26 protein-coding genes and 1 pseudogene are annotated in these 26,464 nt (G+C 58.6%); 16 read left to right on the forward strand and 11 right to left on the reverse strand.

Annotated features, from left to right (window positions below; all coding sequences use genetic code 11):
- Positions 1–332: 332 nt before the first annotated feature.
- Genes IFT75_RS01030 through IFT75_RS01050 form a run of 5 tightly spaced genes read right to left on the reverse strand, consistent with a single transcriptional unit; the run spans position 333 to position 7,694 of the window.
- Complete coding sequence (locus IFT75_RS01030) at positions 333–1,613, reverse strand: hypothetical protein (RefSeq protein WP_192052871.1); 1,281 nt, start codon at positions 1,611–1,613, stop codon at positions 333–335.
- A complete protein-coding gene (locus IFT75_RS01035) occupies positions 1,613–2,608 on the reverse strand; it encodes a TetR/AcrR family transcriptional regulator (protein ID WP_192052873.1) in 996 nt (331 codons plus the stop codon). The genes IFT75_RS01030 and IFT75_RS01035 overlap by 1 nt, the downstream gene beginning before the upstream one ends.
- Positions 2,605–4,653, reverse strand: coding sequence for a tyrosine-type recombinase/integrase (locus tag IFT75_RS01040; RefSeq protein ID WP_192052875.1), 2,049 nt, complete (start codon positions 4,651–4,653; stop codon positions 2,605–2,607). The genes IFT75_RS01035 and IFT75_RS01040 overlap by 4 nt, the downstream gene beginning before the upstream one ends.
- Complete coding sequence (locus IFT75_RS01045; protein WP_192052877.1) at positions 4,643–6,859, reverse strand: hypothetical protein; 2,217 nt, start codon at positions 6,857–6,859, stop codon at positions 4,643–4,645. The genes IFT75_RS01040 and IFT75_RS01045 overlap by 11 nt, the downstream gene beginning before the upstream one ends.
- Before the next feature lies 1 nt (position 6,860).
- Positions 6,861–7,694, reverse strand: coding sequence for a deoxynucleotide monophosphate kinase family protein (locus tag IFT75_RS01050; RefSeq protein WP_192047633.1), 834 nt, complete (start codon positions 7,692–7,694; stop codon positions 6,861–6,863).
- Between the two features lie 100 nt (positions 7,695–7,794).
- Between IFT75_RS01050 and IFT75_RS01055 the strand changes: the two are divergent.
- The 7 genes and pseudogenes from IFT75_RS01055 to IFT75_RS01085 all read left to right on the forward strand — a co-directional run.
- Positions 7,795–8,133, forward strand: a pseudogene (locus IFT75_RS01055) (dTMP kinase); the annotation flags it as partial.
- Positions 8,126–9,112 carry a DNA polymerase III subunit delta' gene (locus IFT75_RS01060; RefSeq protein ID WP_185794290.1) on the forward strand — a complete coding sequence of 329 codons (987 nt, stop codon included), beginning with the start codon at positions 8,126–8,128 and terminating at the stop codon, positions 9,110–9,112. The pseudogene IFT75_RS01055 and the gene IFT75_RS01060, both read left to right, overlap by 8 nt.
- Positions 9,113–9,338: 226 nt before the next feature.
- Positions 9,339–9,695, forward strand: coding sequence for a PilZ domain-containing protein (locus IFT75_RS01065; RefSeq protein ID WP_043185228.1), 357 nt, complete (start codon positions 9,339–9,341; stop codon positions 9,693–9,695).
- 13 nt (positions 9,696–9,708) lie between these two features.
- Positions 9,709–10,500 carry a TatD family hydrolase gene (locus tag IFT75_RS01070; protein WP_122476482.1) on the forward strand — a complete coding sequence of 264 codons (792 nt, stop codon included), beginning with the start codon at positions 9,709–9,711 and terminating at the stop codon, positions 10,498–10,500.
- 334 nt (positions 10,501–10,834) lie between these two features.
- Positions 10,835–11,482: a TetR/AcrR family transcriptional regulator gene (locus IFT75_RS01075; protein WP_122476480.1), complete on the forward strand. Its 648-nt coding sequence runs from the start codon at positions 10,835–10,837 to the stop codon at positions 11,480–11,482.
- 90 nt (positions 11,483–11,572) lie between these two features.
- Positions 11,573–12,175 (forward strand): DUF4823 domain-containing protein, encoded by a 603-nt coding sequence (locus IFT75_RS01080; protein ID WP_122476479.1) that lies wholly within the window; start codon positions 11,573–11,575, stop codon positions 12,173–12,175.
- A gap of 10 nt (positions 12,176–12,185) precedes the next feature.
- Positions 12,186–12,737, forward strand: a complete 552-nt coding sequence (locus IFT75_RS01085) for a DUF1285 domain-containing protein (protein WP_122476477.1) — start codon at positions 12,186–12,188, stop codon at positions 12,735–12,737.
- Positions 12,738–12,797: 60 nt separating this feature from the next.
- Here the strand turns inward: IFT75_RS01085 and IFT75_RS01090 are convergent, their stop codons facing one another.
- The 3 genes from IFT75_RS01090 to IFT75_RS01100 form a co-directional block, all read right to left on the reverse strand.
- On the reverse strand, positions 12,798–15,257 hold the full coding sequence (locus tag IFT75_RS01090; protein WP_192052879.1) for a penicillin acylase family protein: 2,460 nt from the start codon (positions 15,255–15,257) through the stop codon (positions 12,798–12,800).
- Between the two features lie 184 nt (positions 15,258–15,441).
- On the reverse strand, positions 15,442–15,651 hold the full coding sequence (locus IFT75_RS01095; RefSeq protein ID WP_192052881.1) for an SEC-C metal-binding domain-containing protein: 210 nt from the start codon (positions 15,649–15,651) through the stop codon (positions 15,442–15,444).
- Positions 15,652–15,738: 87 nt separating this feature from the next.
- Positions 15,739–16,224, reverse strand: coding sequence for an LEA type 2 family protein (locus IFT75_RS01100; RefSeq protein WP_192052883.1), 486 nt, complete (start codon positions 16,222–16,224; stop codon positions 15,739–15,741).
- A 168-nt stretch (positions 16,225–16,392) separates the two neighbouring features.
- Between IFT75_RS01100 and IFT75_RS01105 the strand changes: the two genes are divergently transcribed.
- A complete protein-coding gene (locus IFT75_RS01105) occupies positions 16,393–16,935 on the forward strand; it encodes a hypothetical protein (protein WP_192052885.1) in 543 nt (180 codons plus the stop codon).
- Here the strand turns inward: IFT75_RS01105 and IFT75_RS01110 are convergent.
- The gene (locus IFT75_RS01110; protein ID WP_122713984.1) at positions 16,925–17,401 is read right to left on the reverse strand and encodes a YchJ family protein; all 477 of its coding nucleotides are present in this window, start codon (positions 17,399–17,401) and stop codon (positions 16,925–16,927) included. The two genes, IFT75_RS01105 and IFT75_RS01110, sit on opposite strands and share 11 nt — an antisense overlap.
- Before the next feature lies 1 nt (position 17,402).
- The gene (locus IFT75_RS01115; protein WP_192052887.1) at positions 17,403–17,900 is read right to left on the reverse strand and encodes a DUF6231 family protein; all 498 of its coding nucleotides are present in this window, start codon (positions 17,898–17,900) and stop codon (positions 17,403–17,405) included.
- 162 nt (positions 17,901–18,062) lie between these two features.
- Here IFT75_RS01115 and IFT75_RS01120 point away from each other — a divergent pair, with 162 nt between their 5' ends.
- From IFT75_RS01120 to IFT75_RS01135, 4 genes are all read left to right on the forward strand, one after another.
- Positions 18,063–18,767, forward strand: coding sequence for an OmpA family protein (locus tag IFT75_RS01120; protein ID WP_192052889.1), 705 nt, complete (start codon positions 18,063–18,065; stop codon positions 18,765–18,767).
- A gap of 101 nt (positions 18,768–18,868) precedes the next feature.
- Positions 18,869–19,597 (forward strand): OmpA family protein, encoded by a 729-nt coding sequence (locus tag IFT75_RS01125; protein ID WP_192053415.1) that lies wholly within the window; start codon positions 18,869–18,871, stop codon positions 19,595–19,597.
- A gap of 92 nt (positions 19,598–19,689) precedes the next feature.
- Entirely contained in the window at positions 19,690–19,968 is a 279-nt protein-coding gene (locus IFT75_RS01130) for a DUF1145 domain-containing protein (protein ID WP_122476462.1), read from the forward strand.
- Positions 19,961–20,719, forward strand: a complete 759-nt coding sequence (locus IFT75_RS01135; RefSeq protein ID WP_192052890.1) for a collagen-like protein — start codon at positions 19,961–19,963, stop codon at positions 20,717–20,719. Before IFT75_RS01130 ends, IFT75_RS01135 begins: the two co-directional genes overlap by 8 nt.
- 10 nt (positions 20,720–20,729) lie before the next feature.
- Here IFT75_RS01135 and IFT75_RS01140 read toward each other — a convergent pair whose 3' ends face one another.
- Positions 20,730–21,191, reverse strand: coding sequence for a DUF2269 family protein (locus IFT75_RS01140; RefSeq protein ID WP_192052892.1), 462 nt, complete (start codon positions 21,189–21,191; stop codon positions 20,730–20,732).
- A 97-nt stretch (positions 21,192–21,288) separates the two neighbouring features.
- On the opposite strand from IFT75_RS01140, the gene dinG reads away from it, so the two are divergent.
- From dinG to pdxH, 4 genes are all read left to right on the forward strand, one after another.
- Positions 21,289–23,433: an ATP-dependent DNA helicase DinG gene (gene dinG / locus IFT75_RS01145; protein ID WP_122476457.1), complete on the forward strand. Its 2,145-nt coding sequence runs from the start codon at positions 21,289–21,291 to the stop codon at positions 23,431–23,433.
- A gap of 111 nt (positions 23,434–23,544) precedes the next feature.
- A complete protein-coding gene (locus tag IFT75_RS01150; protein ID WP_192052894.1) occupies positions 23,545–24,690 on the forward strand; it encodes a serine hydrolase in 1,146 nt (381 codons plus the stop codon).
- A gap of 124 nt (positions 24,691–24,814) precedes the next feature.
- Complete coding sequence (locus IFT75_RS01155) at positions 24,815–25,795, forward strand: OmpA family protein (RefSeq protein WP_185794304.1); 981 nt, start codon at positions 24,815–24,817, stop codon at positions 25,793–25,795.
- Positions 25,796–25,811: 16 nt separating this feature from the next.
- Positions 25,812–26,459 (forward strand): pyridoxamine 5'-phosphate oxidase, encoded by a 648-nt coding sequence (pdxH, locus tag IFT75_RS01160; protein ID WP_192052896.1) that lies wholly within the window; start codon positions 25,812–25,814, stop codon positions 26,457–26,459.
- Positions 26,460–26,464: the final 5 nt, after the last annotated feature.

Consider the following 26,464-nt stretch of genomic DNA (forward strand, 5'->3'; position numbering starts at 1 on the left):
GGTGATGCTTAGAAAACAATACTCCTAGCTGGATGCGATGATTGGTATGGATAGACGAGCTTCAGCCTAACTGCTCAACTAGATCGACCCGAAGCATAGGGTCGAGGTCGCTTGTAGTCGCACCTGGGGTGGCAGAAAGGTCTTGACCCGGCAGACCTCCGGTATATGACCTGCTTTGGATTAGTAAAGGAGGAGGATGTTGAATAAGCGGATGCAAGATCGAGCTTTTGAGAATTGGTGAAAAGGGCTCCCTCGATTCCAAGCTTCTTCCCAGGCGGAAGGTCTGTTGGGCTGATGAGGAGTTGTCTGAAAAAAAACTCTCATATGGACTGTCAGGAGTACTCAGCGATAGCGTCATATATATTGATGGTCTTCTCATGTATATGCTCATGAGTGATACCCTTTCTGGCCATAACGAGAAATCGTCCCAAAACAAGGTAGTGCTGATAGGTCGTTGTTGGATTTTCATGGCCAAGCTGATTTATGATTACCTCGGTGATCGCGAGATCCATGACCTCTGCGTTTTTCTCAAGAATACCGTCTCCGTTGTGATGCTGAATCATCATAAGGGTCGGCCACCATTTCCTAGTATGATAAAACTTATTGCTCATCTGGAAATCAGGATCTTTTTTGAATGCTAGCTTTTTTGCATAGTTGGTCGCTTGGGCTATCATAGTTTGAGTAACGGGAACGCCCTCCGATGTCAAGAAGAGTATTGACAGCGGGCATTTTTTTCCAAAGCGTTCCTTATAAAGCTTGGCGCGAGCTTGGTATTCAGTTTTGATGTATTCAGAATCAAGCATTTTCAAGGCGTATGCCGGAATGATGATCTTTCTGAATTTATTCCCCTTGCCAATGAGAGAGTATTTAAAAGTCTTATCAGCTTTGCTCATCTCGCTGTACGGAAGAATGTGGCGGTTTTTTCCATTTCCCATGTACGGAAATTTTACCAGCTCCATAGGGCGCATTGCTGTTGCAAGGGCAAATTTGAAAAGCGTTTTGTATACCATGTCGGGGTAGCAAGATAGAAGAGTATGAATATCATTATTGGATATTAGGCGAATAGCTCTTTTTTGTCTGGACTCTTTATCAAGCACGCGAATAGAGTCGGCGTCCAGTACCTGCTTTGCTTTCGTCTCAATGTAACTCAGAAGTCGTCTGTCTTTAAAATTGGCGATCCAGGTTTTGAGATGAATGGTTACGTTAATAGGGATGTGGCGTTCGTGTAGCCACTTAAAAAAATATAATACGACACAGGCATCATTGTAAATGGTTTCAGAGCTCGGATGAGCACTACCGTTTTTAACGCGGTTTATCTGCCGATATACTTGCCATTTTTTTAAATCAGCGTTTATGACGTGGAAATGATAGTCGCCGGGGCTTACAGAGTTAAATCTTGGAAGTTTCGATAAGAATTTATAAAATTTAGTGATTAAGGTAGCATACCTTTTTGATGTTTCTTTAGATGAGCGAGTTTTTTCATATAGGTATAAGTTTGGTATGCTCAGTAAGAGTTTCTTTTTTCTAAAACCTGCAATGATAACTTGATGTTTGACCTCTAGATTGAGGTCGATGCTATGGTAGCTAATTTCTTTGAATTCAAAATCTGGCATCATTCGCCCTGCCGAACTCTGAAAAATATAACTTGTTCAAAGCCCCATGTGATAGATGGAGGCTTCGCGTTATCCGCATCTTTCAACTCTTCTGGAGGGATATCGCGATTGCCAAACCTGCGATTTGCCGATGTTGTTGTTTCCGACGCGGTGAAAGGCACATGTATTGAGATGCTAGATATCTGCTGAAGATCTTTAAGTATAAATTGTAGCTCTTCTCGACTGTAAATTGGAAGACGTACAACAATGGTGGTGCGATTTTGATAGGGTGCAATCTTAGTGCAGAAAGCATCAAAGTCTGAAATATATTTATCCTGAAAGAGTACGATATCAATGTTTTCCGGATTGGGCAGTTTTATCAAATTCTTCGTGATATTCGTGATTGCTGCTTCTTTAGCGTCCTCATATGCATCGAAGTCGCTTGAGGTTGCATATGATTTTTTAGCTGACGAAAGATCCAGATCAAATATAATAAAGTTTTTGTCAGATTTCACCGCATAACTGGAGCTGGTGGCGTGGGCGGAAGTCACGGCCTCCATCGTAAGCTTCGCATTTTTTACTTCAAGCTCGGTTACCCGTTTATTAAGGTAGGCATTGTGATTGCTCTGGCCCGTGAGAGTTGCTGTAAGTTGTCCGGCCTCGAACGCCATAATATCGTTGTTCATCAGTGTTGAAATGTGATTCGAGATTGCAGCTTCAAGTTCGGCTTTATGTGCAGCTTTGGTTGCTGCAAGTTCCTGCTCCAGCCGCAGAATCATAGATTCTTTGTTCTCGATCATCTCGCCGAGTGATTCGTTGTCATTGGCAAATAACTTAGCAACGGATTCTTTGCCAATTGAGTAGTTCTTTAAATCACCATAATAGCGGTTGAAAGCCTGGCGGCTAATGCCCGCCAGGTCAGCAAGTTTAGCTATAGGAAGTTTAGATTGGCCGTGGTTGAGTTGGTGCTCTTTGATGATGCCAATTAGTTTGTCGCGTGTGGCTTGGCTACTCATACGCTGATACCCACTGAAGGAATAACTTTGTAAGCGTGATTATTATTCAATGCTTCGAGGTGCTTGGTGTTTTCCAATACCTTTAGTCGCAGCATCGCTTTCGAGGTCTCCGATAAAGTGTCGCTTGCCTTGTCCAGCATCTGTTGATAGAAGTTCGTGTTGTCCTTCAATGCCTGTGCCGCCTTACCGACGATCAATGCGTGTGGGCATGCCGTATCGCAATGGAGTGGTTCCGGAAGGGCATCCTTAACCGTAGTTCGGTGATGGGCCAGGCATGGCGGAAGATCGGGAGACGAGTACACTTCCGTACTTACGCAGTAAGTGCCTACGGCCGTACGGTGAATGAACAGAGGTTCGCCGGACGAAAGCAAATGGGTGACGTAGGTGAAAATTGTAACCTTGAGGCTTTGTCCAGAGAACGACTCTGGACGAGCAGCAATTTTTTCGACGAGACGTTGTGCATTGATGCCAGACGAGCTTGAGCTTTTTACCGATGTGATGATATCGGTGAACTCTTGGATATAGTTCTCCTCAATCGCCTTGGCAACACTCTGAACAATGTAAGGATTACGGCCAATGTACCTTAGAGTCATCGCATAGCTGGCATGACCAAACAACAGGCGGATGATGTCTACATTCCGTTCACTGCGGTTGATAAGAATTTCGGCAATGGTTTTCCTGAAGCGATGAGTATGGACGCGGTCGATACCTAGCTGTTGTTGAAGACGCTTCGTAATTTGCTCTGTCTTTATAGACGCTTCTCGCACGACTTTTTTCGTACCGAGCATAGATTGAAAAATATAGCCTTCCCTTTTTTGGTCAAGTTCGTATCTTAAGTGTTCGAAATCCTTTACCTTTCTTCCGATAAATTTTGGAAGTGGGATGAAAGACGTATCCCCTTTGTAATTGGGGTCTTGGCTAGTTTTATATCGGGTGACTTGTAGCTTGAATTTTCCGTTCTTTGTTTCAACGACGTGATCAAATTTAAGCGCTTCAAGTTCACTCACTCGCAGCCCTGTAACCAGTGCCAGCAATATGTAGAGTGCGTCCCGTATGTGGGTGAGCGAATGTTGAAAGCTGCGAGTCCATGAATACTGCCAGAAAGGGGCCTGGTTATTGTATTCACGCTTAGTCTTTTGAAGTTTTAGAATCTGCTTACTAGCAACTACTACATTCAGTTTTTTTTCTAAATCAAAATCTTCCGCACTTCGAGTGATCGTTTTCGACCAGGTGACTTCGAATTCTCGGGACTTGATATAATCAGAAGCTTCTTTAACACGCGGCATCGCCTTCTCAGTCCAGAATAAGGCGTGCTCAACGAGCTTTTTCAGATCGCTTTCGGTGTAGGGAGCCCAGCTTGCAATGGATCCCGTAAAATTCCGAATAACGTCTTTCCTGCGCTCAGGTGTGTCTACGGTAGTTGGCGATACTGATAAACGATTTTCCTCCGGAATCAATTTTTGTACGCTGAGAGAAATCCAGAAGCGGATGTGCAGAAACAGATAATGGTAATGAGTGAATTGAGGGGCTAGTTTTGACCTGTCAAGTGCGTCGTTCAGAAGCCTTGGCGTAATGAAAGATAATGAGTCAGCATCTTCTGTGAGATTATTATCTACGAGAACATAGTTGTAGACGCGCCGAAAGTTCTGAGCGTGGTTCAGTGTAGTTAAATACGACCGGATACCCGCAAATGGTGCGAAATCAGGAATTAAATGATATACGATTGATTTTTTGATGGATACGCCATGTTCTGACATGGCGTCAAAGTTGATGCGAGTAACTTCGCCATCTGGCCCTTTAAATATTATCCAGCTGTCATCGCAATACATCGAGTATTCGGATACGGGGAAATTTCCGGCAGGATACAACGCCAGCTTTTGTAAGAGGGTGCTTTGCGTTTGACGGTAGTCGCCGCCGGTCTCCTTCAGGAGATCTTCGATTTCTTTCTCTGCAGCGTCCAAGATGTCTTCAGAGAAGTCGATATCCAGCTGCTCAGCGAGATCATCTGGTAATTCCTCTACGATATCAGTAGTCTTATTTTTCATTTTGTCTGTCCTCTTCTTCAAGGATTACTTGGAGGAAATTCATGTCTCGTGGCAGCAAAGGCGTATTCCGCCGCTGGTAACGAGATGCCTCTCTGACTGCCTGCTCGTCTTCCCAGTTTTCAAGGATGGAGTCTATTTTGATCAACTCGACTTCCCAGTCGTTGCTATATTCAGAAGCAGACTCTGGCTGATCATCGATGATCTCAACCACATGGATGCGGCGCTCAATCAAGTAAGGAAGGGAGTCTTCAAAAATGATGCATTGAGAGCAGAACATGCATTTGCTCACCACGTAGCATCTCTGTCCCAATGGCACATTGCGGGCTGCGCCAATCCAAGTGGGCTTGCGCTGGTTAGCGCACCCCCAGAGCGGCCTTTCCATCCCAGGGATATGAAAAATCTTCAGTGGAAGCTGAATGGCCGCCTCTTTGGGAGGCGTGCCCAGCATTCCTTCGAATTTTCCTGACCGCATCAACCGGAGGACTGCTTCGAGTTCGGACTCGAGTCGGTCGTAACGCTCCTGTTGGGCCGGAGGTGAATTGTCGTAGTGCACGTCTGTGGTGACCGTACTCGCGTGCCCCAGAAGCATTGCCAGCATGCCGTGGGAACTGGAGCTGTCTGAGATTTGCTTTCGACGCTTCACCCACGTCGGGCGCAGCCGCCACGTTAGGTCTATACCGCTCATCAACCTTTCACCATCCTCATCGAAGATGGGAAATTCTTTGAGAAGCTGCTTAATGCCTTGCTGAAAAGCTTTTTCGTTGGAAGCAGAGGTATGACGTCCACCTTTCTTCGTCCAGTCCGCAAAGAAACGCAGGCACAAAAATGTTGTGTTGTAGTCTGCTGAAGTCATGCCATGGCGGACATAATCGAATTCGTACTTAGCAAGGGGCTCAGAAAGCTTTATCGCGAGCAAAATCAAATTCCGAGCCGAGTACATGTCGGTGGTTGTGCTCGCGGCGATTATTTCTTTCGGGGCATAGTAAGGTTTGGCGATCCCTTGGCTACGGTTTTTTTCCGTCTGAATCATCACATGCTTTTCATTCATTGCCCCAGTAAGCGCGTGCTCAAAATTATTAGGATCGAGCGCCAAGACCGCCTCTTTGTTCCAGTTAGTCTGAAGCATGATGAACTGTACGATGCAAGACATGTCCTGCATTGATGGATAGTACAGGTTGAGCAGGTCGTCCCACTTGATCGGATTACTGAAGCCAGGCGGCGTTACGGGCTTGCTCCATCTGTGCATAATCAGTTGGATTACATCACTGCACTTTTCAAATGCGTTGACTTTGATAGCCGAATATTTTTCGATGATTTCATCCAGTTCTACTTCGAACGGATAGCCGTTCTCGATGAACGTTCTGATCACTCGCGCGGGATCCGGATTAAAATTGAGAATCTTTCGGAACTGAAATGGGTTTTCTGGATTCTCAAATTGGAATTCTTCGCTTCTATTTTTGTAGGCCGAGTAAATCACTCCCCGCCAGTTGGGAAGTGAAGCGATTTCGCGTAATTCCGGATTGCTTGAAAGTTTCAGCTTAGCATGTAGTGCACTCCAATTGAGCTCAAAGCCACTATCAAACCTATGTTGAAGCCACTGGAAGATCGTTTCTTTCGAGTAAGTGACTTTTGAAATAATTTCTGTGAAGGTATAGGGTGTGGCTTGGGAAACTAACTTGCGAAACTCAAGGATTTCGTAGAGCCGATCAATACTCGAGGTGAAAGCATTTGCAAGCGAATTCTCAGTTTCATCGCTAAAGGGTACTCTAGCCTGAGTGCTTGCTCTTTTCGCAAATGGAAGTAACAAGTCTGGAATCGCATCTGTCATGGATGACGCATTTTTGAGTGCGGTCTTCAGTCGGGCAGCAAGAGCCAGGCTTTCATCACTTTTCAGGAGATGGTTTTCGAACTGCTTGTATACTTCCGCGCTCAGGTCGGTAATCTTCAGAATCCATAGCTGGGCTGGATTGCGGGCATTGTAGGCTTCAATGAAGTCAAAAAATATCCATATTGACCGTCTTAGTGAGCTGTTTGTAGCTCTGCTTCTCGTTGGGCAGTACTTGATAAAAGTTAAGTGAAGTGCCAGGCAGATAGCTTTTGCCTTGTCATAAAAAGAATGGCCTTGATAGTGGCATTCCATCTCATGATTGTCAGCGCTCATGACGACATCATGAACGGCGTCTTTCGGCTTATAGAGATGATCCATCTTACCCTCTATCGGCTGAATCTGAAATTAGGGATGCCCACGTCTCGTTTAAACGAGTGCCTAACTCTTCAAGTGATCCATTGTTATGGATGACGATATCTTCGTCTTCGACCGTAATTCCAAATTCCGATGAATGCATATTTACAGGTTGGGCATCCTCTCTCACAATATGCCAGATGCTACCCCCTATACTCCGAATGTACGCAGCCTCATTCTCGAAGCGAATGTCCTTGATGATAATTGTGTCTTTTCCGTTGCTGTCGAGATTCGGTTTTTGAATATAGGCGGTATTATTGACCTCCTGAGGAGGCATCGCGCTTCGCTTCTCTGTGAAGTCCGGGAAGTCTTGAAGCGCTCTCATTTTGACTAGATTAACCATTTCAACTGGTGCCATCTGCCAAAATGAATCAATCTTATTGAAGGCGGCAGCGCACCAACATTGGTCATCGCTTAGGTTGAAAAATGCTTTCGCAGCTAAGATAAAAGGGGTTTCTGGATGATTGGTCTGTTCAGAAGAGAGTGGGTGTATGGCAATGGGTTTATAGATCTCGCGATCAGCCCGCATCAACCAGTGATTGGCGTTGTGGCTCCTCATCCATTCAGTGCCTATGCGCTGAAAGAATGCACGCGGTGACAGTCCCCATGCCCCAACCTCAACCTCCTTTACGCTATCATCCCAGGCTTGGGCATCTGAGAGATTGAAGAGAATTTGGCATCCCCGTTTGAGTGGATCTGCGAGGGCGAACGCGGTTACACAGGCATGCTGAAGCAATATCGCTGCTGCTGTGTCCTTGCCTGATCTAGCCTTCGCTGCCAGCCCTATGATTCTCTTCATCCGTGCTAAGCCCCTGATTTTAAACAATTTTAAGTTTGTTTACATTTTTTCATAGCCTGAGTATATCTTCTTGTTTCCAATTCTGTCCATTCCAAAACAAGATGCCACTTACGCCTATCAGGGCGGCGGCCGTGGTTTATCCCAGGAACGCATCGCCCAGCTCGAAACCTTCGTCCAGGGCACGTTGCGCCCGGACCTGACGCTGGTGTTCGACCTGCCCGTGGAAGTCGGCTTGGCGCGGGCCAGCGCGCGGGGTCGCCTCGATCGTTTCGAACAGGAAGGCCGGGCGTTCTTCGAGGCCGTGCGTGGCGCCTACCTGGCGCGCGCCGCTGCAGCGCCTGCGCGCTATCGGGTGGTCGATGCCGGGCAGAGCCTGGCGCAGGTCCAGCAGGCGCTGGATGCGTTGCTGCCCGAGCTGCGAGGTTTGCCGCGTGGCTGACGCCTACCCCTGGCAGGATGACCTCTGGCAGAAGCTGGCCGGGCGCACCCAGCATGCTCACGCCTACCTGCTGCACGGGCCGCAGGGCATCGGCAAGCGTGCCCTGGCCGAGCGCCTGATGGCACTGTTGCTGTGCCAGCGTCCGGCCGCGCAGCACGCCTGTGGGGCCTGCAAGTCGTGTCTGTTGCTGCAGGCCGGCAGCCATCCGGACAATTTCATCCTCGAACCTGAGGAAGCGGACAAGGCGATCAAGGTCGACCAGGTGCGCGAGCTGGTCGCCTTCGTGGTGCAGACCGCGCAAATGGGCGGGCGCAAGGTCGTGCTGATCGAGCCTGCCGAAGCGATGAACGTCAATGCGGCCAACGCATTGTTGAAAAGTCTCGAGGAGCCTTCGGGCAATACCGTCTTGCTGTTGGTCAGTCATCAGCCCAGTCGACTGCTGCCCACGGTCAAGAGCCGTTGCGTGCAGCAGGCGTGCCCGTTGCCTACTCAGGCCGTCAGCCTGCAGTGGCTGGCCACGGCGCTGCCGGAAGTGGACGGGGCTGCGCGCACCGATCTGCTCGCGTTGGCCGCAGGCTCGCCGCTGGCAGCGGTGAGGTTGCAGGCTGCCGGTATCGTCGAGCAGCGGGCGCTGGTGGTCGAAGGGGTGAAGAAGCTGCTGAAAGGGCAGCAGACGCCCAGCCAGTTGGCCGAAGCCTGGAGCGCTGTGCCATTGCTGCTGCTGTTCGACTGGTTCTGTGAGTGGTCGAACCTGTTGCTGCGCTATCGCCTGACGACGGACGAGCAGGGACTGGGCTTGAGCGACATGCGCAAGGTGCTGCAATATCTGGCTGACAAGAGTACCCAGAGCAAGGTGCTGGCCATTCAGGATTGGGTGTTGATGCAGCGCCAGAAAGTGCTGGCCAAGGCCAACCTGAACCGGGTATTGCTCATCGAGGCGCTGCTGGTGTCCTGGATGGCCTTGCCGGGGCAGACGTGATGGGTGCATTGTGATCGAACGCTGCCGATGTTGGTTGCGGTTTGTCTGATGTACCGTGGTGATACCGGACGCGGCTCGCGCCGCTGCTACAGGGATGCGCCGGTTGTAGCAGCGGCGCAAGCCGCGTCGACGGCGGACGTGGTTTGGTCGGTGCGACGCGGTGACGCCGGATGCGGCGGACGCGGTTTGACTGCTGCGAAAATTCACTATCAGTAACGGAGCACGAATGAATCAACCCGTCAGTCCCGGACCGCGCAACGGTATTCTGTCCCTGACCATCAAGGACAAAGCCGTCCTGTACGCGGCTTACATGCCGTTCATCAAAAACGGCGGCTTGTTCATTCCGACCAGCAAGAGCTACAAGCTGGGCGATGAGCTGTTCATGCTGCTCAACCTGATGGATGAGCCGGAGAAGATTCCCGTGGCCGGTCGCGTCGCCTGGATCACCCCCAAGGGCGCCCAGGGTAACCGCGCTGCGGGCGTGGGCGTGCAGTTCAACGACGGCGACAATACTGCGCGCAACAAGATCGAAACCTATCTGGCCGGCGCCCTGAAGTCCGACCGTCCCACTCACACGATGTAGTCCCCATACCCCCATGCTCGTAGATTCCCACTGTCACCTCGACCGCCTCGACCTTGCCGAACACGACGGCTGCCTGGACACCGCCTTGGAGGCCGCGCGTGCCTGCGGTGTAGGGCATTTCCTGTGCATCGGCGTCAGCGCCGAGAACGCCGCCACGGTCAAGGCCCTGGCCGGCCGTTACGACGACGTCGATTGCTCGGTCGGCATTCATCCCCTCGACCTCGCTCCCGGCAAGCCGCCCGCGCTGGACTGGCTGATGGCCGAGCTCGACGCACCACGCGTGGTGGCGATCGGTGAAACCGGCCTGGACTACCACTACGAACCCGAGGCGGCGCAGCTGCAGCAGGAGTCGTTTCGACTGCACCTGCAGGCGGCCAATCTGACCGGTAAGCCGGTGATCGTGCATACCCGCGGCGCGCGCGCCGATACCCTGGATTTGTTGCGCGAGGCGCAATTGCCCCAGGCCGGCGTGCTGCATTGCTTCACCGAAGACTGGGCGATGGCCAAGGCCGCCCTCGACCTGGGGTTCTACATTTCGCTGTCGGGCATCGTGACCTTCCGCAATGCCGATGCCCTGCGTGAAGTCGCGCGGCAGGTGCCGGCCGATCGCTTGCTGGTCGAAACCGACTCGCCCTATCTGGCGCCCATTCCCTACCGTGGCAAGTCCAATCTGCCGCAGTACGTTCGCGAAGTGGCACAGTGCATCGCCACGGTCCGCGGCGAGACGTTCGACAGCCTGGCCGAGCGCACCACCGACAATTTCTGCCGGCTGTTCCCCCTGGCGCGTGTTCGTCGCCAGGCTTGAGCCTGCACGGGCAAAAAAAACCCGGGCTCTGGGGGGAGAATCCCGGGTCAAGACCATTAGGAGTCACAACAGGCGCGTGGTCCATCGACGCCTTGCCGCCGCATCACTTGGGGGAGTATGGCGCGACGACAGTTCAAGTATTGTCGAATGGGTCAGGGGCGCCAGTGCCTTGCAGGGTTTTCTTAAACGTATTTGGAATACGCCCGCTGCTGCTCAGTACAGATTGCAGGGGTGCGTGGCATATGCGCCATAAAGCCAGAGATTTGGGATGATCCGTGCATTTTGACCTCATACAGGCATAATGACTGCCTCCGCTTTCGATCCAGTCCTTCCTATGCAAAAAGAACCTCGTAAGGTCCGTGAATTTCGCCGCCGCGAGCAGGAAATCCTCGACACCGCACTGGCGCTGTTTCTCGAGCAAGGCGAAGACAGCGTTACAGTCGAGCTGATTGCCGACACCGTGGGTATCGGCAAAGGCACCATCTACAAACACTTCAAGTCCAAGGCCGAGATCTACCTGCGCCTGATGCTCGACTACGAGCGCGACCTGAACGCTCTGCTGCATTCGGCCGACATCGATCGAGACAAGGAAGCCCTGTCCCGCGCCTATTTCGAGTTCCGCATGCGCGATCCGCAGCGCTATCGGCTGTTCGACCGGCTTGAAGAGAAGGTGGTCAAAGGCAACCAGGTGCCCGAGCTCGTCGAGCAGCTGCACAAGATCCGCGCGTCGAATTTCGAACGCCTGACGTTCCTCATCGAGGGGCGAATCAGCGAGGGCAAGCTGGAAGACGTTCCGCCGTACTTCCACTATTGCGCTGCCTGGGCGCTGGTACACGGCGCGGTGGCGCTGTACCACTCGCCGTTCTGGAGCAACGTACTGGAAGATCAGGAAGGCTTTTTCCAGTTCCTCATGGACATCGGCGTGCGCATGGGCAACAAGCGCAAACGCGATCCGGAAATACCCGGCCCCAAAGAAGCCTGACCCCCGAGCCATCCCGAGCCCTGCAAACTGGCGCAGAAGCTGCATCATGTGGCTGATCGCCGGGATCTTGTCGCCGGCTCTGGAGGATGCATGCGTAACCTGGTCGTGCTGCTGGCGCTGTTGGCGTTGGGCGGTTGCATGAAGGTCAGTGATCTGGGCGAAGGCGCCCGCTATCACCTGAGCGATGCGGGTGTGTTGAATCACAGTGAAACTCGCCGGTTCAACAACTTGCGCGTGCAGCCTGACTCGTTCATCTATATTGGTCAGGGCGCGTTCGTGCCTCCCGGCGGCGCCTACCCGCGGCCCAACGTTGTGGCTGAACAGGCGTTCGAAGCGTTCGTCGAGTACTTTCCCCTGGTACGCCGCGCCCCGGCACCGCTGGGCCTGGAACAGGCCTTGGGCGAGGCGCGCAATGCCGGCGCGCATTACCTGCTCTACACCCGTTTTGCACGCGCCGACGACCGCATCGGCAATGCTGACGAATGGGCCGACCAGGAAGCTCTGGACCGGCTCGGCGTCGACAGCAGCGTGATTCAGATCATGCTCATCGAAACCAGCACCCGCTATCTCATCGACACCGCGACCATCCGCAGCCGTGGCGGGCTGTTGACGATGCGCGACAACAAACCGGAAGATTTGCTTGGCCCACCCCTTGAGGACTACGCTCGCAGCTTGTTGGGCGTAAGCCGCTGAGGAGACGAGCATGACGGGCAAGGCCGACGATTTGCTGGCGCACATTCCCACTGCCAAGAAGGGCTTGCCGCCCGTGCATCTGTGGAATCCCGATTTCTGCGGGCACATCGACATGCGTATTGCCCGCGACGGTGCCTGGTTCTACCAGGGCACGCCGATCGGCAGACCGGCGATGGTCAAGTTGTTCGCCGGGATCCTGCGCCGCGATGGCGACGAGTACGTATTGGTGACGCCGGTGGAAAAAGTCGGCATCGTCGTCGATGACGCGCCGTTCGTGGCCATCGACATGCAGGTGTCGGGGGAAGGCGAGCAGCAGTCGCTGCGCTTCACCAGCAATGTCGAGGACTGCGTCGACGCCGACGCGCAGCACCCGCTGCGGGTAGACATCGACCCCTGTACCCAGGAGCCTTCACCCTATGTGCTGGTGCGCAACAACCTGGAAGCACGCATTCACCGCAACGTGTTCTATCGGCTGGTCGAGCTGGCCGTGGTGCGTGACGGTTGGCTGGGGGTGTGGAGTGGCGGGGTGTTTTTCCCGATAGGGCAGGATCCAGCGCAGTGATCAAGCCCCCGTTTCGAGTAACGGGGGCTCTCTTGCGTTTTCAGCGGCGAATTCACACGGTCATTTCTGCGGCGTCAACGTCAGTCGCTTGGTCCCGTAGGCCTTGTCGAAATGCTGCGGCTGCATCGGGAAGCTGACGTATTGACCCTTGAGCCACGCGTCGATGCCGTCGGTGTAGTTGGCACTGGCTGGATTACCCGACTGCCCGCTGCTGCTAAGGCCGATCATCGGCTCGGCCTGGGCGAAGTCGACGACGATGCGCAGCGCCGGTATCGACGCGGTGTCGAAGCTGTCGCCCCAGCGGTAGGGCGCAGCGTTCAAGGTGGTGTGATCGCCACCGGTGGCAACCGGGCCGCGTAGCACGGGTGCGCCGGCACCGGGCCCGCCCGTGTCGGTCCAGGTGGTGCGATGCAGACGCCCCCACTGCCAAGTGCTTCGATCACTGCCCAGCTGCGCCTCGCCGGCGCTGACCGCGGCGGCCAGGCTGCGCGCCAGGATGGCCGGCTTGTCCTCCTTCTGCGCGGTGCTCAGATCGTCCCAGAACGGGCTGTCGTCACGCCCCAGCAGATGATCGGCCTGGGCCGAGTAGGAAGTCATGCCCTGGGCCACGAAGGCCTTCCAGCTGGCGCTGTCGAGCGGGCCCAGCTCGTCGAGGAAGGTCCGCTGCGCGCTTTGCTGCAGGAACAGCTCGTACAGCGCGGCATCGGCGGATTGCGCGGCAAGGCGGCCATCGAAGGCCATGAGGCGAGTGTAGGCTTCGCGGGCCTTGGTCCGCTCGCCCTCGGGCAGCGCATCGATGGCACTTTTCAGCGGTTGTGCCATGCCGGGCGCAAGAAACATCTTTTTCAGTTTGGCGGCGAAGGGGGTGATCTGATCGGACTGCATGGCAATCATGCTGCGTGTGTCGTGCTTGCCGGCACCGGCCAGCTCGGCCAGGCGCTCGCTGCGCTCCGGGTAGTACCAGGCGTTGGACAGCTGGATGCCATAGCCGGGCGGGACGATGCGCTGGTTGGCGGTACCCAGCCAACCCTGCGGCGGGTCCTGGTCGTAGGGGTGAAGCATGGGGTCGGCGAGGCCATCCCAGTCATGTCGACCGTCCCAGCCGGGCGAGGGCAGCATGCCTTTGCCTTCGAGACGGTTGGGAAAGCGGCCGGTGACCTGCCAGCCAATGCTGCTGGCATCGGCAAACAGCAGATTGGTCGCCACCGCGCGTATCTGCCGGCTGGCATCCGAAGCCTTCTCGACATTGCTGGCGCGCGACAGATCGAACAGCGCATCCAGGCTCTTGTCGTCGGTCAAGTCCGGCAGTTGCAGGGCCAGGCCGTAGCCGCCGCTTGCCGGCATGCCGCTGACGTCGTTGAGCAGCGGGCCGTGACCGGTTTCGTAGACGGCTTCGCGCAGCGGACGCTGCCCCTTGGCCAGGTAGGTCTCCTGACGCACGCGGGCCGGCTGCCATTTGCCGTTGGACTGATACACCACGCGGCCGCCTTCGCTGCGGACCTTCTCCAGAAAAACATCCTGATTGTCGCCCATCACTGCCGCCATGCCCCAGGCGACTTGACCATTGAAGCCGGCCAGCACGCCCGGCAAACCGGCCAGGGCGACACCTGCCGCCTGAAAGCGCGGCGCGCGCAGCTGCACGAAGCTCCACGCCGACGGAACGCTCGTCGATGCGTGGGTATCGTTGGCGAACAGGCTTTTTCCGGCCCGCGTGCGTTGCGGGGCGATGGCCCAGTTGCTGGAGCTTGGCGCGCCAAGCCGCTCGAGTTCGCGATTCATCGTGGCCAGGCCCGCCAGGCTGGTCAGCGAGTTGCCCAGCGACACGCCCTTGAGCTTGTCGGCCTCGGTGAAAGGCAGGCTCTCATCCGGATAGACCGGCAGCAGCCAGGCCAGTCTGTCGGTGCCCACTTTCTGCGCCAGTACCAGCGAACCCAACTCTTCCTGCAGGTTGAGCGATTGGCTGAACGACCACAACGCGAACATCAGCGCCGAGTCTTCGGCCTTCCAGTATTCGGGGGTGTAGCCTGCCAATTGCGCGGGCAGCTTGCCGCGGTAGCGAAACAGGTAGGCGTTGACGCCCCGTGCATAGACATCGAAGAAACGCTTCAATCGGGGTGAAGCGGCGGCATACAACTGGTCGGCGCTTTTCTTGAGGTTGACCCTGCGCAGCAGGCGGTCGCCGTCCAGCGCTTCGACGCCGTCCAGTTCGGCCAGGCGTCCCTGGGCCAGCAGCCGCAGACGGACCATCTGGGTGATGCGGTCGCTGGCGGCCACATAGCCTTGGGCAAACAGGGCATCGTGGAAGGTATTGCTTTCGATCAACGGCATGCCCAGCCCGTTACGCCTGACCGAGACGTTCTGCGCCAGGCCCTTGAGCGGCTGTACACCCACGCTTGGCGGCAGGTTTTGCTCGGCGGAGCCGCCCAGCCATTGTTGGCAGCCGGTCAGGGTGAGCATGCCGGTGACCACGGCGGCGCAGCCGAACGTGGGCGTGAAGAAAAAACGGGCGGGCGAGGCCATGGCGAAGCTCCTGCAGGGGCTGGCGTAAAAGGCGCTACGTTAGAGAGGGCGGGGGCGACGCGCAAGCGTCAGGCGGGGGATATTTTCTTCGTGCCCAAGCCGCTCGCGGACACAGCGCACAGCGGTGGGATTGGGGTCAAGGGAGGGGCTGCCAGCACGCAGCACCCTCGGGCATCGTTTCGGCTCAGGCGCCGTGGCACTTCTTGAATTTCTTGTCGCTGCCGCAGGGGCACGGATCGTTGCGGCCTACATCTTTGAGGGCGTTGCGCACCGGTTCCTGTGGGGCGTGGTTGCAGTGCGGGCCATGCACGTGACCGTGGTCGTGCTCATGAGGGTGATCGTGGTCATGGTCGTGATTGCAGTCGGGGCCGTGCACATGGGGTTGCTGGGACATCGAGAATACTCCGCAGGTGAAATTGGCCGGAATTATCTCACCCTGGGTTCGGAATAGCAGCGCTGCGGGAAAAATCTTTGCGACGTCTCAGCGATCGGACAAGCCGCGTGCGTCGATTACGCCGGTGTGGTTGAGCACCACGTCGTGGCCGAACAGCACCCCGGTGCGCAATTCGCCGCGCAGCTCGTAGCGGATCGCTCGCTCGGGGTGCTTGAGCAGGCGTGACAGCTCGCGCGCGTGTTGCCAGAGATTGGTGCGCACCGGCAGCTCATAGTATTCGCCACTGTTGGCGGCCACGCTGAACCAGTCGCTGGCGTCGCCTTCGGTCAGCAGCATGTCTTCCAGGCGCACGCTGTAGCTCATGCCGCGCACCGGCAGGCTGCGGCCGTTGGGGTTGTCGATGCGAAAACGCAGGATCAGGCGCTGTTGCAGCATGTTGGCCTTGACCACTTCGACCTTGACCAGATGCACCTGAGGATCCTGGTAGTTGCCGGTGAACCAGGTGGCGCAGCCCGTGAGTCCCAGCAGTGAAAGCAAGCCGATGCTGCGCAGAACGAGAGTGCAAGCGGACATGGCAGGGACCTCCGGATTTGTCTTGAGTCTAACAAGGCGCACGGGCATGACAAGGGCGTGCTTGTTGCGCCGAAACATCGTGGTCCATAATCACCGTCACGGTGCTGGCTTTTCGGCATCTGTGCGGACGCCCAGCGCCCGCAACGATGCCATGCCAGGAGAGTTGCCATGCGTTTCTACGAGATCGTCTTCAGCGGCCAATGCGTGCCCGGCGCGGCGCTGGACCAGGTCAAGAGCAACCTGGCAAAACTGTTCCAGGCCGACGCCCAGCGAATCGAGCTGCTGTTTTCCGGACGCCGATTGGTCCTCAAGAACAACCTCGACGCCCAAGCGGCGGAAAAATACCGCGCGGCGCTGGCACGCGCAGGGGCGGTGGCCAGCATCGACGAAATGGCTCAGGACATCGAAGAAATCATCATGACCGCGCCAGCGGCGGCAGGCGACTTCGGCCAGAAACCCATGGCAGTGGCCCGCCGCGCCGAGGTCGTGCCGCGTGATGCGTACATGGCAGCGTTCGTGGCTGTGGATGCGCCGGCCTTCGCCATCGCCGAGGTGGGCGCCGATCTGCAGGATGAAAGGCCCGCACAGCGCTCGGCGCAGCTGAACCTGCAGCAGTTCAGCCTGGCGCCTGCCGGCAGCGACATGGGCCAGTTGCGGCACGAGGAAACCGTTCAAGTGCCGGACATTTCCCATCTGAAAATCATTGGCTGATGTAGCCTGCGCAACACTTCTTGAATTTCTGCCCACTGGCACAGGGGCAGCTGTCGTTGCGGCTGGCCTTGAGCGGGACGGTCGGGTCGATGAAATACCAGCGGCCGTCGTGCTGCACGAACGCCGACCGCTCGCGGTGGCAGTGCTCGCCCGTGCTGTCGTGCCAGCGCGCAGTGAAGGTCACGAACGCGTGTTCCGGCTGGCCGCCGAAGACTTCCGCCGCGACCACCTCCAGGCCCAGCCAGGTGCTCTGCGAACTCCACTGGGCAATGGCCTGGCGGTCGAGGCCGGCCTGCTGGGCGTGCAGGGTGGTGTTCACCAGATAGTCCACCAGGCCCAGCACGTAGGCACTGTAGCGCGAGCGCATCAGGCTCTGCGCATCGGGCGCCGGCTGGCCCTCGTGATAGCGACCACAACAGGCCGGCAGCAGATTGCCACTTGCGCACGGACAGATCGAAACGCTCATATCACCACCAATACTTGCCGAAGTTTTCCGGGTTGGCCCAGAACCTGGAGTTGAGCCAGTCCGGGACTTGTTTGTATTCGCGCACATCATAGGTGTACAGCTTGAGCACCTGCTGGTCGCGGGCGAAGCGTTCGCTGGCCTGCAGGGCCAGGGCGTAGAAGTCGGTGTCGCTCCAGCCGCTGGCGACCGGGTCGGCCAGCACGGCGATGCAGCTCGCATTGAGGTTGCGGATACCGGCCAGCAGGCGCGTGCCTTCGGCCTTGTTCAGATGCTCCAGGCAATCCACCGCCAGCGCCAGGTCGAAACGCTGGCCGGCCAGGTCTGAGGGAAGGGGGCCGGGCGCGGCTCTGGATATAAGGGTTTCGGGGTGCGCTGCCTCGAACGCGGCCAGGGCGGGGAATGCACTCGCGCCGATCAGCAGCAGGCGCTGCGGCGCGTGACGTTCGAGCAAGGCCGCCAGAGCCTGTTGCGGGGTACGGGAAGATACTGCGTCGGTCATTGGAGCTCCTCGGTCGTGGCCCTCACATTATAGGGCCCCGACCCGATGGCCCAGCATTGATTGGATGGCGCGCCCTATGGCTTATTGCTGGCGCATATGCCAACCACGGTCTTTACTCCCAGAACGTCGGCCCCTGCTGCCGATTCCCTGAGGAGAAACTAGATGAGCATAGTTCGGACGGCACTACCCTTGATATTGGTCGGCAGCGTGTTGACGGGTTGCGCAGGCTTGCAGAAAACCGACTGGCCGATGTGCGCGGCCGTGGGCGGTGTGACCGGTGCGGCGCTGGGTGCAATCGAAAGCGGGTCGCTGGCAGCCGGTGTTGGCGCGGCGGCGGCCGGTGTCGGCGCGGCCTATTGCTGGGTGCATGGCGATGGCGACGAAGACGGTGATGGCGTACCGGACAGCCGCGACAAGTGCCCCGGCACTCCCAAGGGCACGCCGGTAGACGCCAATGGTTGCCCGCCGCCTGTCCCGGCGCCGATGCCAGTCGCTGCCGAGCCGGCACCGATGCCCAAGGAGGAGACGATCGTCATCCGCAACGTGCATTTCGAATTCGACAAGGCCACCCTCACCGCCGCCGACCGGGCGCAGCTCGATACCGTCGCCACCCGCCTGAAGACCGAAGCGACCACGGCGCGCTTGAGCGTCAGCGGTCATACCGACAGTGTCGGCAAGGACGCCTACAACCAACGGTTGTCCGAGCAGCGCGCCAAGGCAGTGACTGACTACCTGGTCAGTAGCGGCGTACCGCGGGCCAGCGTGGTATCGGTCAAGGGCGTGGGCGAGGCCCAGCCGGTTGCCGACAACAACACGGCCGACGGTCGCGCCATGAACCGTCGTACCGAGATTCTCATCCAGCGTTGAACCTTTAGCGCCAACCGCCAGTCCCCTTGTACAACGACCGGCGGCACGCTTTACTTCTCAGTTGCCGGCGCCCGCCGGCGACTCAGGAGCCTTGAATGAAGCTGAAAGATCTATCGCGGACCGTATTTCCCGCTCTGCTGGTCGCCGGTGTGCTGAGCGGCTGTACCACCTCCCCTGAAGGGGCGTCCCCACTCAACTCGCGTACCTGGCCTGTCTGCAGCGTGCTGGGCGGCCTCGCCGGTGGCGGGCTGGGTGCCATTGAAAGTGGTGCTTGGGCCGCTGGCGGTGGCTTGGCCGGTGCGGTGGTGAGCGGTCTGGTCTGCTATGCCCAGGATGGCGACAAGGACGAAGACGGCGTATTCGATCGACGCGATCGTTGCCCCGATACCCCGGCCAATACGCCAGTCAAGCACAACGGCTGCCCATTGCCGGTCTACCCCGCCGTGACCAAGGCGCCCGAGCCGCCAGTGGCCGATATCCCCGAAGTGGTCACCTTGAGCGATGCGGGCGACGTACCGTTCGAATTCGGCAGCGCCGAACTGACCTCAAGTGCCCGTACCGAACTGACATCGCTGGCAGCGCGGATGAAGACGGCCCAGGTGGCCACGGTCAAGATCGTCGGTCATACCGACAGCGTCGGCAGCGATGCCTTCAATCAGAAGCTGTCAGAGCAACGTGCCGCCAGTGTCGTCTCCTTCCTTCTGGGCCAAGACGTTGCGGCAGACAAGCTGAGCAGCGAGGGTCGCGGTGAGAGCGAGCCTGTCGACAGCAACGACACCGACGCCGGACGCGCCAAGAACCGTCGCGTGGAAATCCATCTGAGCCATTGATCGATGTGGGTCGGCAGGTTTTTCCTGCCGGCCTCTGGTCACCGTCACGTCTCAGCCGTTAATGTGCGCCTAGCCAATGCCGTGGGGGGCACATGAAAGGATTTCTGATTCTGGGTAAATGTCTGACCTTGCTGTTCTGGTGGGTGGTACTGCTCAACCTGTTCATGCCGATGGTCAAACCGTTTCATGCACTGATCAACCTGGCCGGCGGCACGTTGCTGTTCCTGCACCTGATCGAAGCGATCGCCTTCAACAAGCGCCTGCGCGGGCGCAGCCATCCGTGGCTTGACCGAGTCCAGATCCTGCTGGCCGGGATCTTTCACATCCAATCCATTCCCGCACCGTCCGATACCGAGGCTAGCCATGCGTAAGCTGGGTTTGTTGGCAGTACTGTTTGCGCCGCTGGCATTGGCCGAGTCGGTCAGTGTCGAACCTCATTCGCTGTTGCGCCTGCCGGCCAGCTCCAGCGTGCTGCAGTTGCAGCGCCTGGAGGTAGCGGATTACGGCACGTTGCTGATTCCCGCCAACCTGACCGAACTCAGTGTCGAGCAATTGCGCCTGGGGCATGAGGCGCGGATTGCGATAGTGCCGGGCGAGCAGGAGTTGCGCCTGCGCGCGCAGCATGCAGAGCTTGGCAGCGGCAGCCAGATCCTCGCCCGTGGCGCGCCCGGTACCCATCAGAAGGCGGCTCGCGCAGGGCGCAATCTTGACGTGCAGTTGCAATCGCTGGACGCCCTGGAGGTGAACATCGACGCGCGCGGCGGCGCGGGTGCCGATGGCTATGCGGGTCTGGACGGTGGCAATGGCCAGGCGCCTGGTTGTACCTGGGGCTCGGCGGGACGCGGTGGCAACGGTGACAATGGCGGCGACGGCCTGCCTGGTGCGCCTGGCGCCAATGTCCGCCTGCGCCTGCCGGCGACCTTCGCCAGCGAAGCGATCCAGGTGCGCACCGACGGCGGCCAGGGCGGCGCTGCCGGTGTTCCCGGACGTCCGGGCGCCGGAGGCAAATCCAGGGGCTGCGTGGTGTACCGCGCCGAAGGCGGCAAGTCGGGTCGCGAGGGCTTGCCGGGGAGAGCAGGCGAGGCGGGCACCGAAGGCACGTTGAGCATCCAGCGCTTCTGACCAGGTTGGTTCAGAACTGCCTGGCCATACCCAGCACCACGGTCGCCAGGCCCAGCAGCAGGCCACCCACCGCCAGGCGACGCAGCTGCTTCATGGCGATCGCGCCGTCCGTCCACGCCTGGGCCGCCACGGCCTTGCGCAGCGCGGGCAGTTGCAGGCCCTGCATGCGCAGGAACAAGGCCACCATGACCACGTACAGGCCCATCATGATCTGTACGTCGCGTGGCGCCGTCTCGAAGCCGGTGAAGCGCAGGCGCAGCAGGGCGACGCCGCTGATCGGAAGAATCAGCACGGCGGCCCAGACCCCGCCGAACAGCCGTGGGAAAATATCCACCAGACGCTGCAGGCGCTGAACCCGCGAAGGCACAGCCAGCCCGGCCGGGCGCAGGATCGTCCATGTCGCGAGCATGCCGCCCAGCCACATCAGCACAGCGAGCCCATGCAGGGTTTGAAAGACGCTGTCGGCGCTCATGGGTATCTCCAGCCAGCACATCGAAGTCGAGCAGGGTATGATAGCGACCCGATGAGAACCACTGAAAATATATCCAGCCTTTCGCCATGACCAGCCGATGATCAGTAACGAACTCAAAACCACGATCCAGGGCGCCTACACGCGTTTTCTCGAAGCCAAGAGCCTCAAGCCGCGCTATGGCCAGCGCCTGATGATCGCCGAAATCGCCAAGGTATTGGGCGACATCGCGTGCGATGACGAAGGCCGGCGTACGGGCGATCCGGCGGTGGTGGCGGTGGAAGCGGGCACCGGCACCGGCAAGACGGTTGCCTACAGCCTGGCCGCGATTCCGGTGGCCAAGGCGGCCGGCAAGCGCCTGGTGATTGCCACGGCCACGGTCGCGCTGCAGGAACAGATCGTGTTCAAGGATCTGCCCGACCTGATGCGCAACAGCGGGCTGAACTTCACCTTCTCGCTGGCCAAGGGCCGCGGACGCTACCTGTGCCTGTCCAAACTCGACGTGCTGCTGCAGGAAGGACACGCGCAGAGCGCGACCGCGCAGCTGTTCGAAGAGGAAGGTTTCAAGATCGAGGTCGACGAGGCGAGCCAGAAACTGTTCACCAGCATGATCGAGAAACTGGCCGGCAACAAATGGGACGGTGACCGCGACAGCTGGCCGGTGGCCCTGGAAGATCAGCAATGGTCGCGCCTGACCACCGACCACAGCCAGTGCACCGGCCGCCATTGCCCTAACTTTGCCCAGTGCACCTTCTACAAGGCACGCGAAGGCATGGGCAAGGTCGATGTGATCGTCACCAACCATGACATGGTACTGGCCGACCTGGCGTTGGGCGGCGGGGCAGTGCTGCCCGACCCGCGCGACACGTTGTACGTATTCGACGAAGGCCATCACCTGCCTGACAAGGCGATCGGCCATTTCGCTCACTACAGCCGATTGCGCTCCACAGCCGACTGGCTGGAAACCACGGCCAAGAACCTGACCAAGCTGCTCGCCCAGCACCCGCTGCCGGGTGACCTGGGGCGCTTGATCGAGCAGGTGCCGGAGCTGGCCCGTGAGATCAAGACCCAGCAGCAGTTCATGTTCAGCGCCTGCGAGCAACTGGCGGACTTCAAGCCCGGCGAAGACATGGAAGGCCGTGAGCGCCCACGCCATCGCTTCGTCGGCGGGGTGGTGCCCGAGCATATGCGGGAAATGGGCATCGAGCTGAAGAAGGGCTTTTCCAAACTGACCGACCTGTTCACTCGCTTGAGCGAGTTGCTCAAGGAAGGCATGGACGGCGAAAAGAACGTGGGCATTGCCAGCCATCAGGCCGAGGAATGGTACCCGCTGTTCGGCAGCCTGCTCGCTCGCGCTCAGGGCAGTTGGGAATTGTGGACGGCCTTCACCGCCGAAGACCCCGAAGACAGTCCGCCCATGGCGCGCTGGCTGACCCTGGCCGATGGCGGTGCGCTGTACGATATCGAAGTCAATGCCAGCCCGATCCTGGCGGCTGAGATGCTGCGCCGCAACCTGTGGAACGTCGCCTACGGTGCCTTGGTGACATCGGCTACCCTGACCGCATTGGGCAAGTTCGACCGTTTCCGCATGCGCGCCGGGATTCCCAAGGCCTCGGTGACCGCCATCGTGCCCAGCCCCTTTCACCATGAACAGGCCGGGGTGCTGCGCGTCCCCGACCTGCGAGCCGACCCCCGCGATGCGGCGGCGCATACCGCTGCGATCATCCGCGACCTGCCGGACCTGGTCGAAGGCTATCGTGGAACCCTGGTGCTGTTCTCCTCGCGCAAACAGATGCAGGACGTGTTCGACGGCCTGGACCGCGACTGGCGCAAGCAGGTGTTCATCCAGGGCAACCTGTCCAAGCAGGAAACCCTCAACAAGCACAAGGCGCGTGTCGATGGCGGGGACTCCAGCGTGCTGTTCGGTCTCGCCAGCTTCGCCGAAGGCGTCGACTTGCCCGGTGCCTATTGCGAGCATGTGATCATCGCCAAGATCCCCTTCGCAGTGCCTGACGATCCGGTGGAGGCGGCGCTGGCCGAATGGATCGAGGCGCGCGGTGGCAACCCGTTCATGGAAATCGCCGTGCCCGATGCCTCGCTGCGCCTGATCCAGGCCTGCGGGCGATTGCTGCGTACCGAGCAGGATCGCGGCACCATCACGCTACTCGATCGACGCCTGGTCACCCAGCGCTATGGGAAGGCCATTCTCAACGCTTTGCCACCGTTCCGTCGGGAGATTTCCTGACGGCCCGCACGGCCCTGGTGCGACGATAATCGAGGGCAGGGCGGTTCACAAAGCGCTGAATCGCTGAAACAATGCGCTTCATTTTTCGCGGCGTGGTCGATGGGAGTCAGGGTGCAGATACAAGGTCACTTCGAGTTGCAGTTCGAAGCCGTGCGTGAAGCGTTCGCGGCATTGTTCGACAACCCTCAGGAGCGCGGCGCCGCGCTGTGCATCCAGGTGGGTGGCGAGACGGTCGTCGATCTCTGGGCCGGTACTGCCGACAAGGATGGCGCCCAAGCCTGGCACAGCGACACCATCCTCAACCTGTTTTCCTGCACCAAGACCTTCACCGCGGTGACTGCCCTGCAGTTGGTGGCCGAGGGCAAGCTGGCGCTGGACGCTCCGGTGGCCCGCTACTGGCCGGAATTCGCCGCCGCCGGCAAACAGTCGATCACCTTGCGCCATCTGCTCTGCCATCAGGCCGGCCTGCCGGCCTTGCGTGACATGCTGCCGCCCGAGGCGCTCTACGACTGGCCACGGATGACTGCCGCGCTGGCGGCGGAAACGCCATGGTGGCAACCGGGTGCTGGGCATGGCTATGCGGCCATCACCTACGGCTGGCTGGTCGGCGAACTGCTGCGGCGGGCCGATAACCGCGGGCCGGGCGAATCTATCGTGGCGCGGGTGGCCAAACCCCTGGGGCTGGATTTCCACGTCGGGCTGGCGGATGAGGAGTTCCACCGCGTCGCGCACATCGCCCGCGGCAAGGGCAATGTCGGCGACGAAGCGGCCCAGCGTCTGTTGCAGGTGACCATGCGCGAACCCGCGGCCATGGCCACGCGCGCCTTCACCAATCCGCCATCGGTGCTGACCAGTACCAACAAGCCAGAGTGGCGACGCATGCAACAGCCTGCGGCGAACGGCCATGGCAATGCCCGCAGCCTGGCTGGTTTCTACGCTGGTTTGCTCGATGGCAGCCTGCTCGAATCCGACATGCTTGCCGAGCTTACCCGGGAGCACAGCCTGGGCATGGACAAGACGCTCATGACGCCCACGCGATTCGGCCTGGGCTGCATGCTCGACCAGCCACAAGTGGCCAACGCCACCTTCGGCCTGGGTGCGGGCGCCTTCGGTCACCCCGGGGCAGGGGGGTCGGTCGGCTTCGCCGATCCGGAACATGATGTTGCCTTTGGTTTTGCCGTGAACACCCTGGGCCCCTATATACTGATGGACCCGCGGGCACAGCACCTGGTGCGCGTTCTGCGCAGTTGTCTCTGAAGCGATTGATCACAAATCGACCAGCGGTCGCCCATTGGGCTATGACTGCTCTACTCTATCAATCAATAATTTAGGCCGGTTTGTTAAACCGGTTTGTATTTACCAACACCTTGTGGAATGCACCATGTCACCGAATAAATCCATCGCGTTTGCCTTGTGCCTGGCCGCTACCGGTTGTGCTCAAACTCCCCAGGATTCCTCGGCCCAGGGCGGGCATGCCTGGTGGCCATTTGGCCGTGACGCAGTCGCCAGCAAGGCGGCTGACAAGGAAGTCGAGCAGGCCATCACCGACAAGGTGGCCAAGGCCGATTCCAAGTCCGACAGCGAAAGCCGTTGGTGGTGGCCGTTCGGCGCCAGCAGCACCCCTGCCCAGGCCAAGGTTGCCGACGTGCCGAAGGTCGACCCCAAGGTCACCCAGGCCTGGCTCGACGCCTACGAGCCGAAGCTGCGCGAAGCCATCAAGGACAGCAAGTTCGAACTCGAGCGTCGCGAAGACCTGCTGGTGATCACCGCACCGGTCGACTCCTCGTTCAACCCGGACCGGCCTTCGATGCTGCTGCCGATCAGCCTCGGCCCGATCACCCGCGTGGCCAAGGCCATCGACGCCGATCACAAGACAGCTGTGCTGGTCCTGGGCCATGCCGACACCAGCGGCCCCGGGCCGTTGAACCAGAAACTGAGCCAGGAGCGTGCGCAGTCGATCGCCTCGATCTTCCGCCTCAGCGGTCTGCAGCGTGACCGCCTGATGCTGCGTGGCATGGGTTCGGTCATGCCCCGTGCCGCCAACGACAGTGTCGAAGGTCGTTCGCTCAATCGTCGCGTGGAAATTCTCCTGACCCCGCAGAACACCATGCTGGCCCTGCTGGCCAAGTACAACCAGCCGACCTTCACTGCCGCTGAAATGCTTGCCACCCAGGACGTCAAGGCCGTGCCTGCACCGGTTGCCAAACCTGCCGCCAAGGCGCCGGCCAAAGCTGCAACCGCGAAGAAAACCGCAGCCAAGCCAGCCGTGGCCAAGAAAGCCGCCCCGGCTGCCAAGAAAACCGAGGCCAAGAAAGCCGTCGCCAAGAAAGCCGTGAGCAACGACCAGGCCAAGGCGCACTGATGCAAGGATTGCTGCCATGACGCAAGCCCTGGCCGACATGCGCCGTAGTTACACCCGTGATGGGCTGGACGAGGCGCAGGCACCGTCCGAGCCCTTCGCGCTGTTTCGCCAGTGGTTCGGCGAGGCAGTCCAGACCGAGCAGGCGCCGGTGGAAGCCAACGCGATGACGCTGGCTACCGTCGATGCCGAAGGTCGTCCCCATTGTCGCGTGTTGCTGCTCAAGGGCCTGGATGATCAGGGTTTCACCTTCTTCAGCAACTACGACAGTGCCAAGGGCCAGCAGTTGGCAGATCGGCCGTTTGCGGCCATGACCTTCTTCTGGCCTACCCTCGAGCGACAAGTGCGAATAGAAGGGCGGGTGAGCAAGGTCAGCGCGGCCGAGTCCGATGCCTACTATCGGGTCCGTCCCCTTGGCAGTCGCCTGGGTGCCTGGGCCTCGCCGCAGAGCCAGGTCATTGCCGATCGCAGCGAGCTGCAAGCGCTGCTGCAGGCAACCGAGCAGCGCTTCAGCGCTGCCGAGCCCGAGTGCCCCGCGCACTGGGGTGGTTATCGCTTGGTGGCTGATCGAATCGAGTTCTGGCAGGGGCGTCCCAGTCGCCTGCACGACCGCCTCAACTATCGCTTGCAAGCCGGTTCGTGGGTTCGCGAACGTCTGGCTCCCTGACCCTG

This window comes from Pseudomonas sp. CFBP 8758, assembly GCF_014841725.1.
GTDB lineage: Bacteria > Pseudomonadota > Gammaproteobacteria > Pseudomonadales > Pseudomonadaceae > Aquipseudomonas > Aquipseudomonas baltica.

Coding starts and splice junctions, on each gene's coding strand:
- IFT75_RS01140 (WP_192052892.1), bottom strand. CDS start 21,191: ATGAGCGCCGACAGCGTCTTTCAAACCCTGCATGGGCTCGCTGTGCTG.
- IFT75_RS01030 (WP_192052871.1), bottom strand. CDS start 1,613: ATGCCAGATTTTGAATTCAAAGAAATTAGCTACCATAGCATCGACCTC.
- dinG (WP_122476457.1), top strand. CDS start 21,289: ATGATCAGTAACGAACTCAAAACCACGATCCAGGGCGCCTACACGCGT.
- IFT75_RS01080 (WP_122476479.1), top strand. CDS start 11,573: ATGCGTAACCTGGTCGTGCTGCTGGCGCTGTTGGCGTTGGGCGGTTGC.
- IFT75_RS01100 (WP_192052883.1), bottom strand. CDS start 16,224: ATGTCCGCTTGCACTCTCGTTCTGCGCAGCATCGGCTTGCTTTCACTG.
- IFT75_RS01135 (WP_192052890.1), top strand. CDS start 19,961: ATGCGTAAGCTGGGTTTGTTGGCAGTACTGTTTGCGCCGCTGGCATTG.
- IFT75_RS01050 (WP_192047633.1), bottom strand. CDS start 7,694: ATGAAGAGAATCATAGGGCTGGCAGCGAAGGCTAGATCAGGCAAGGAC.
- IFT75_RS01115 (WP_192052887.1), bottom strand. CDS start 17,900: ATGACCGACGCAGTATCTTCCCGTACCCCGCAACAGGCTCTGGCGGCC.
- IFT75_RS01155 (WP_185794304.1), top strand. CDS start 24,815: ATGTCACCGAATAAATCCATCGCGTTTGCCTTGTGCCTGGCCGCTACC.
- IFT75_RS01085 (WP_122476477.1), top strand. CDS start 12,186: ATGACGGGCAAGGCCGACGATTTGCTGGCGCACATTCCCACTGCCAAG.
- IFT75_RS01040 (WP_192052875.1), bottom strand. CDS start 4,653: ATGAAAAATAAGACTACTGATATCGTAGAGGAATTACCAGATGATCTC.
- IFT75_RS01105 (WP_192052885.1), top strand. CDS start 16,393: ATGCGTTTCTACGAGATCGTCTTCAGCGGCCAATGCGTGCCCGGCGCG.
- IFT75_RS01130 (WP_122476462.1), top strand. CDS start 19,690: ATGAAAGGATTTCTGATTCTGGGTAAATGTCTGACCTTGCTGTTCTGG.
- pdxH (WP_192052896.1), top strand. CDS start 25,812: ATGACGCAAGCCCTGGCCGACATGCGCCGTAGTTACACCCGTGATGGG.
- IFT75_RS01075 (WP_122476480.1), top strand. CDS start 10,835: ATGCAAAAAGAACCTCGTAAGGTCCGTGAATTTCGCCGCCGCGAGCAG.
- IFT75_RS01120 (WP_192052889.1), top strand. CDS start 18,063: ATGAGCATAGTTCGGACGGCACTACCCTTGATATTGGTCGGCAGCGTG.
- IFT75_RS01070 (WP_122476482.1), top strand. CDS start 9,709: ATGCTCGTAGATTCCCACTGTCACCTCGACCGCCTCGACCTTGCCGAA.
- IFT75_RS01110 (WP_122713984.1), bottom strand. CDS start 17,401: ATGAGCGTTTCGATCTGTCCGTGCGCAAGTGGCAATCTGCTGCCGGCC.
- IFT75_RS01035 (WP_192052873.1), bottom strand. CDS start 2,608: ATGAGTAGCCAAGCCACACGCGACAAACTAATTGGCATCATCAAAGAG.
- IFT75_RS01065 (WP_043185228.1), top strand. CDS start 9,339: ATGAATCAACCCGTCAGTCCCGGACCGCGCAACGGTATTCTGTCCCTG.
- IFT75_RS01045 (WP_192052877.1), bottom strand. CDS start 6,859: ATGGATCATCTCTATAAGCCGAAAGACGCCGTTCATGATGTCGTCATG.
- IFT75_RS01090 (WP_192052879.1), bottom strand. CDS start 15,257: ATGGCCTCGCCCGCCCGTTTTTTCTTCACGCCCACGTTCGGCTGCGCC.
- IFT75_RS01095 (WP_192052881.1), bottom strand. CDS start 15,651: ATGTCCCAGCAACCCCATGTGCACGGCCCCGACTGCAATCACGACCAT.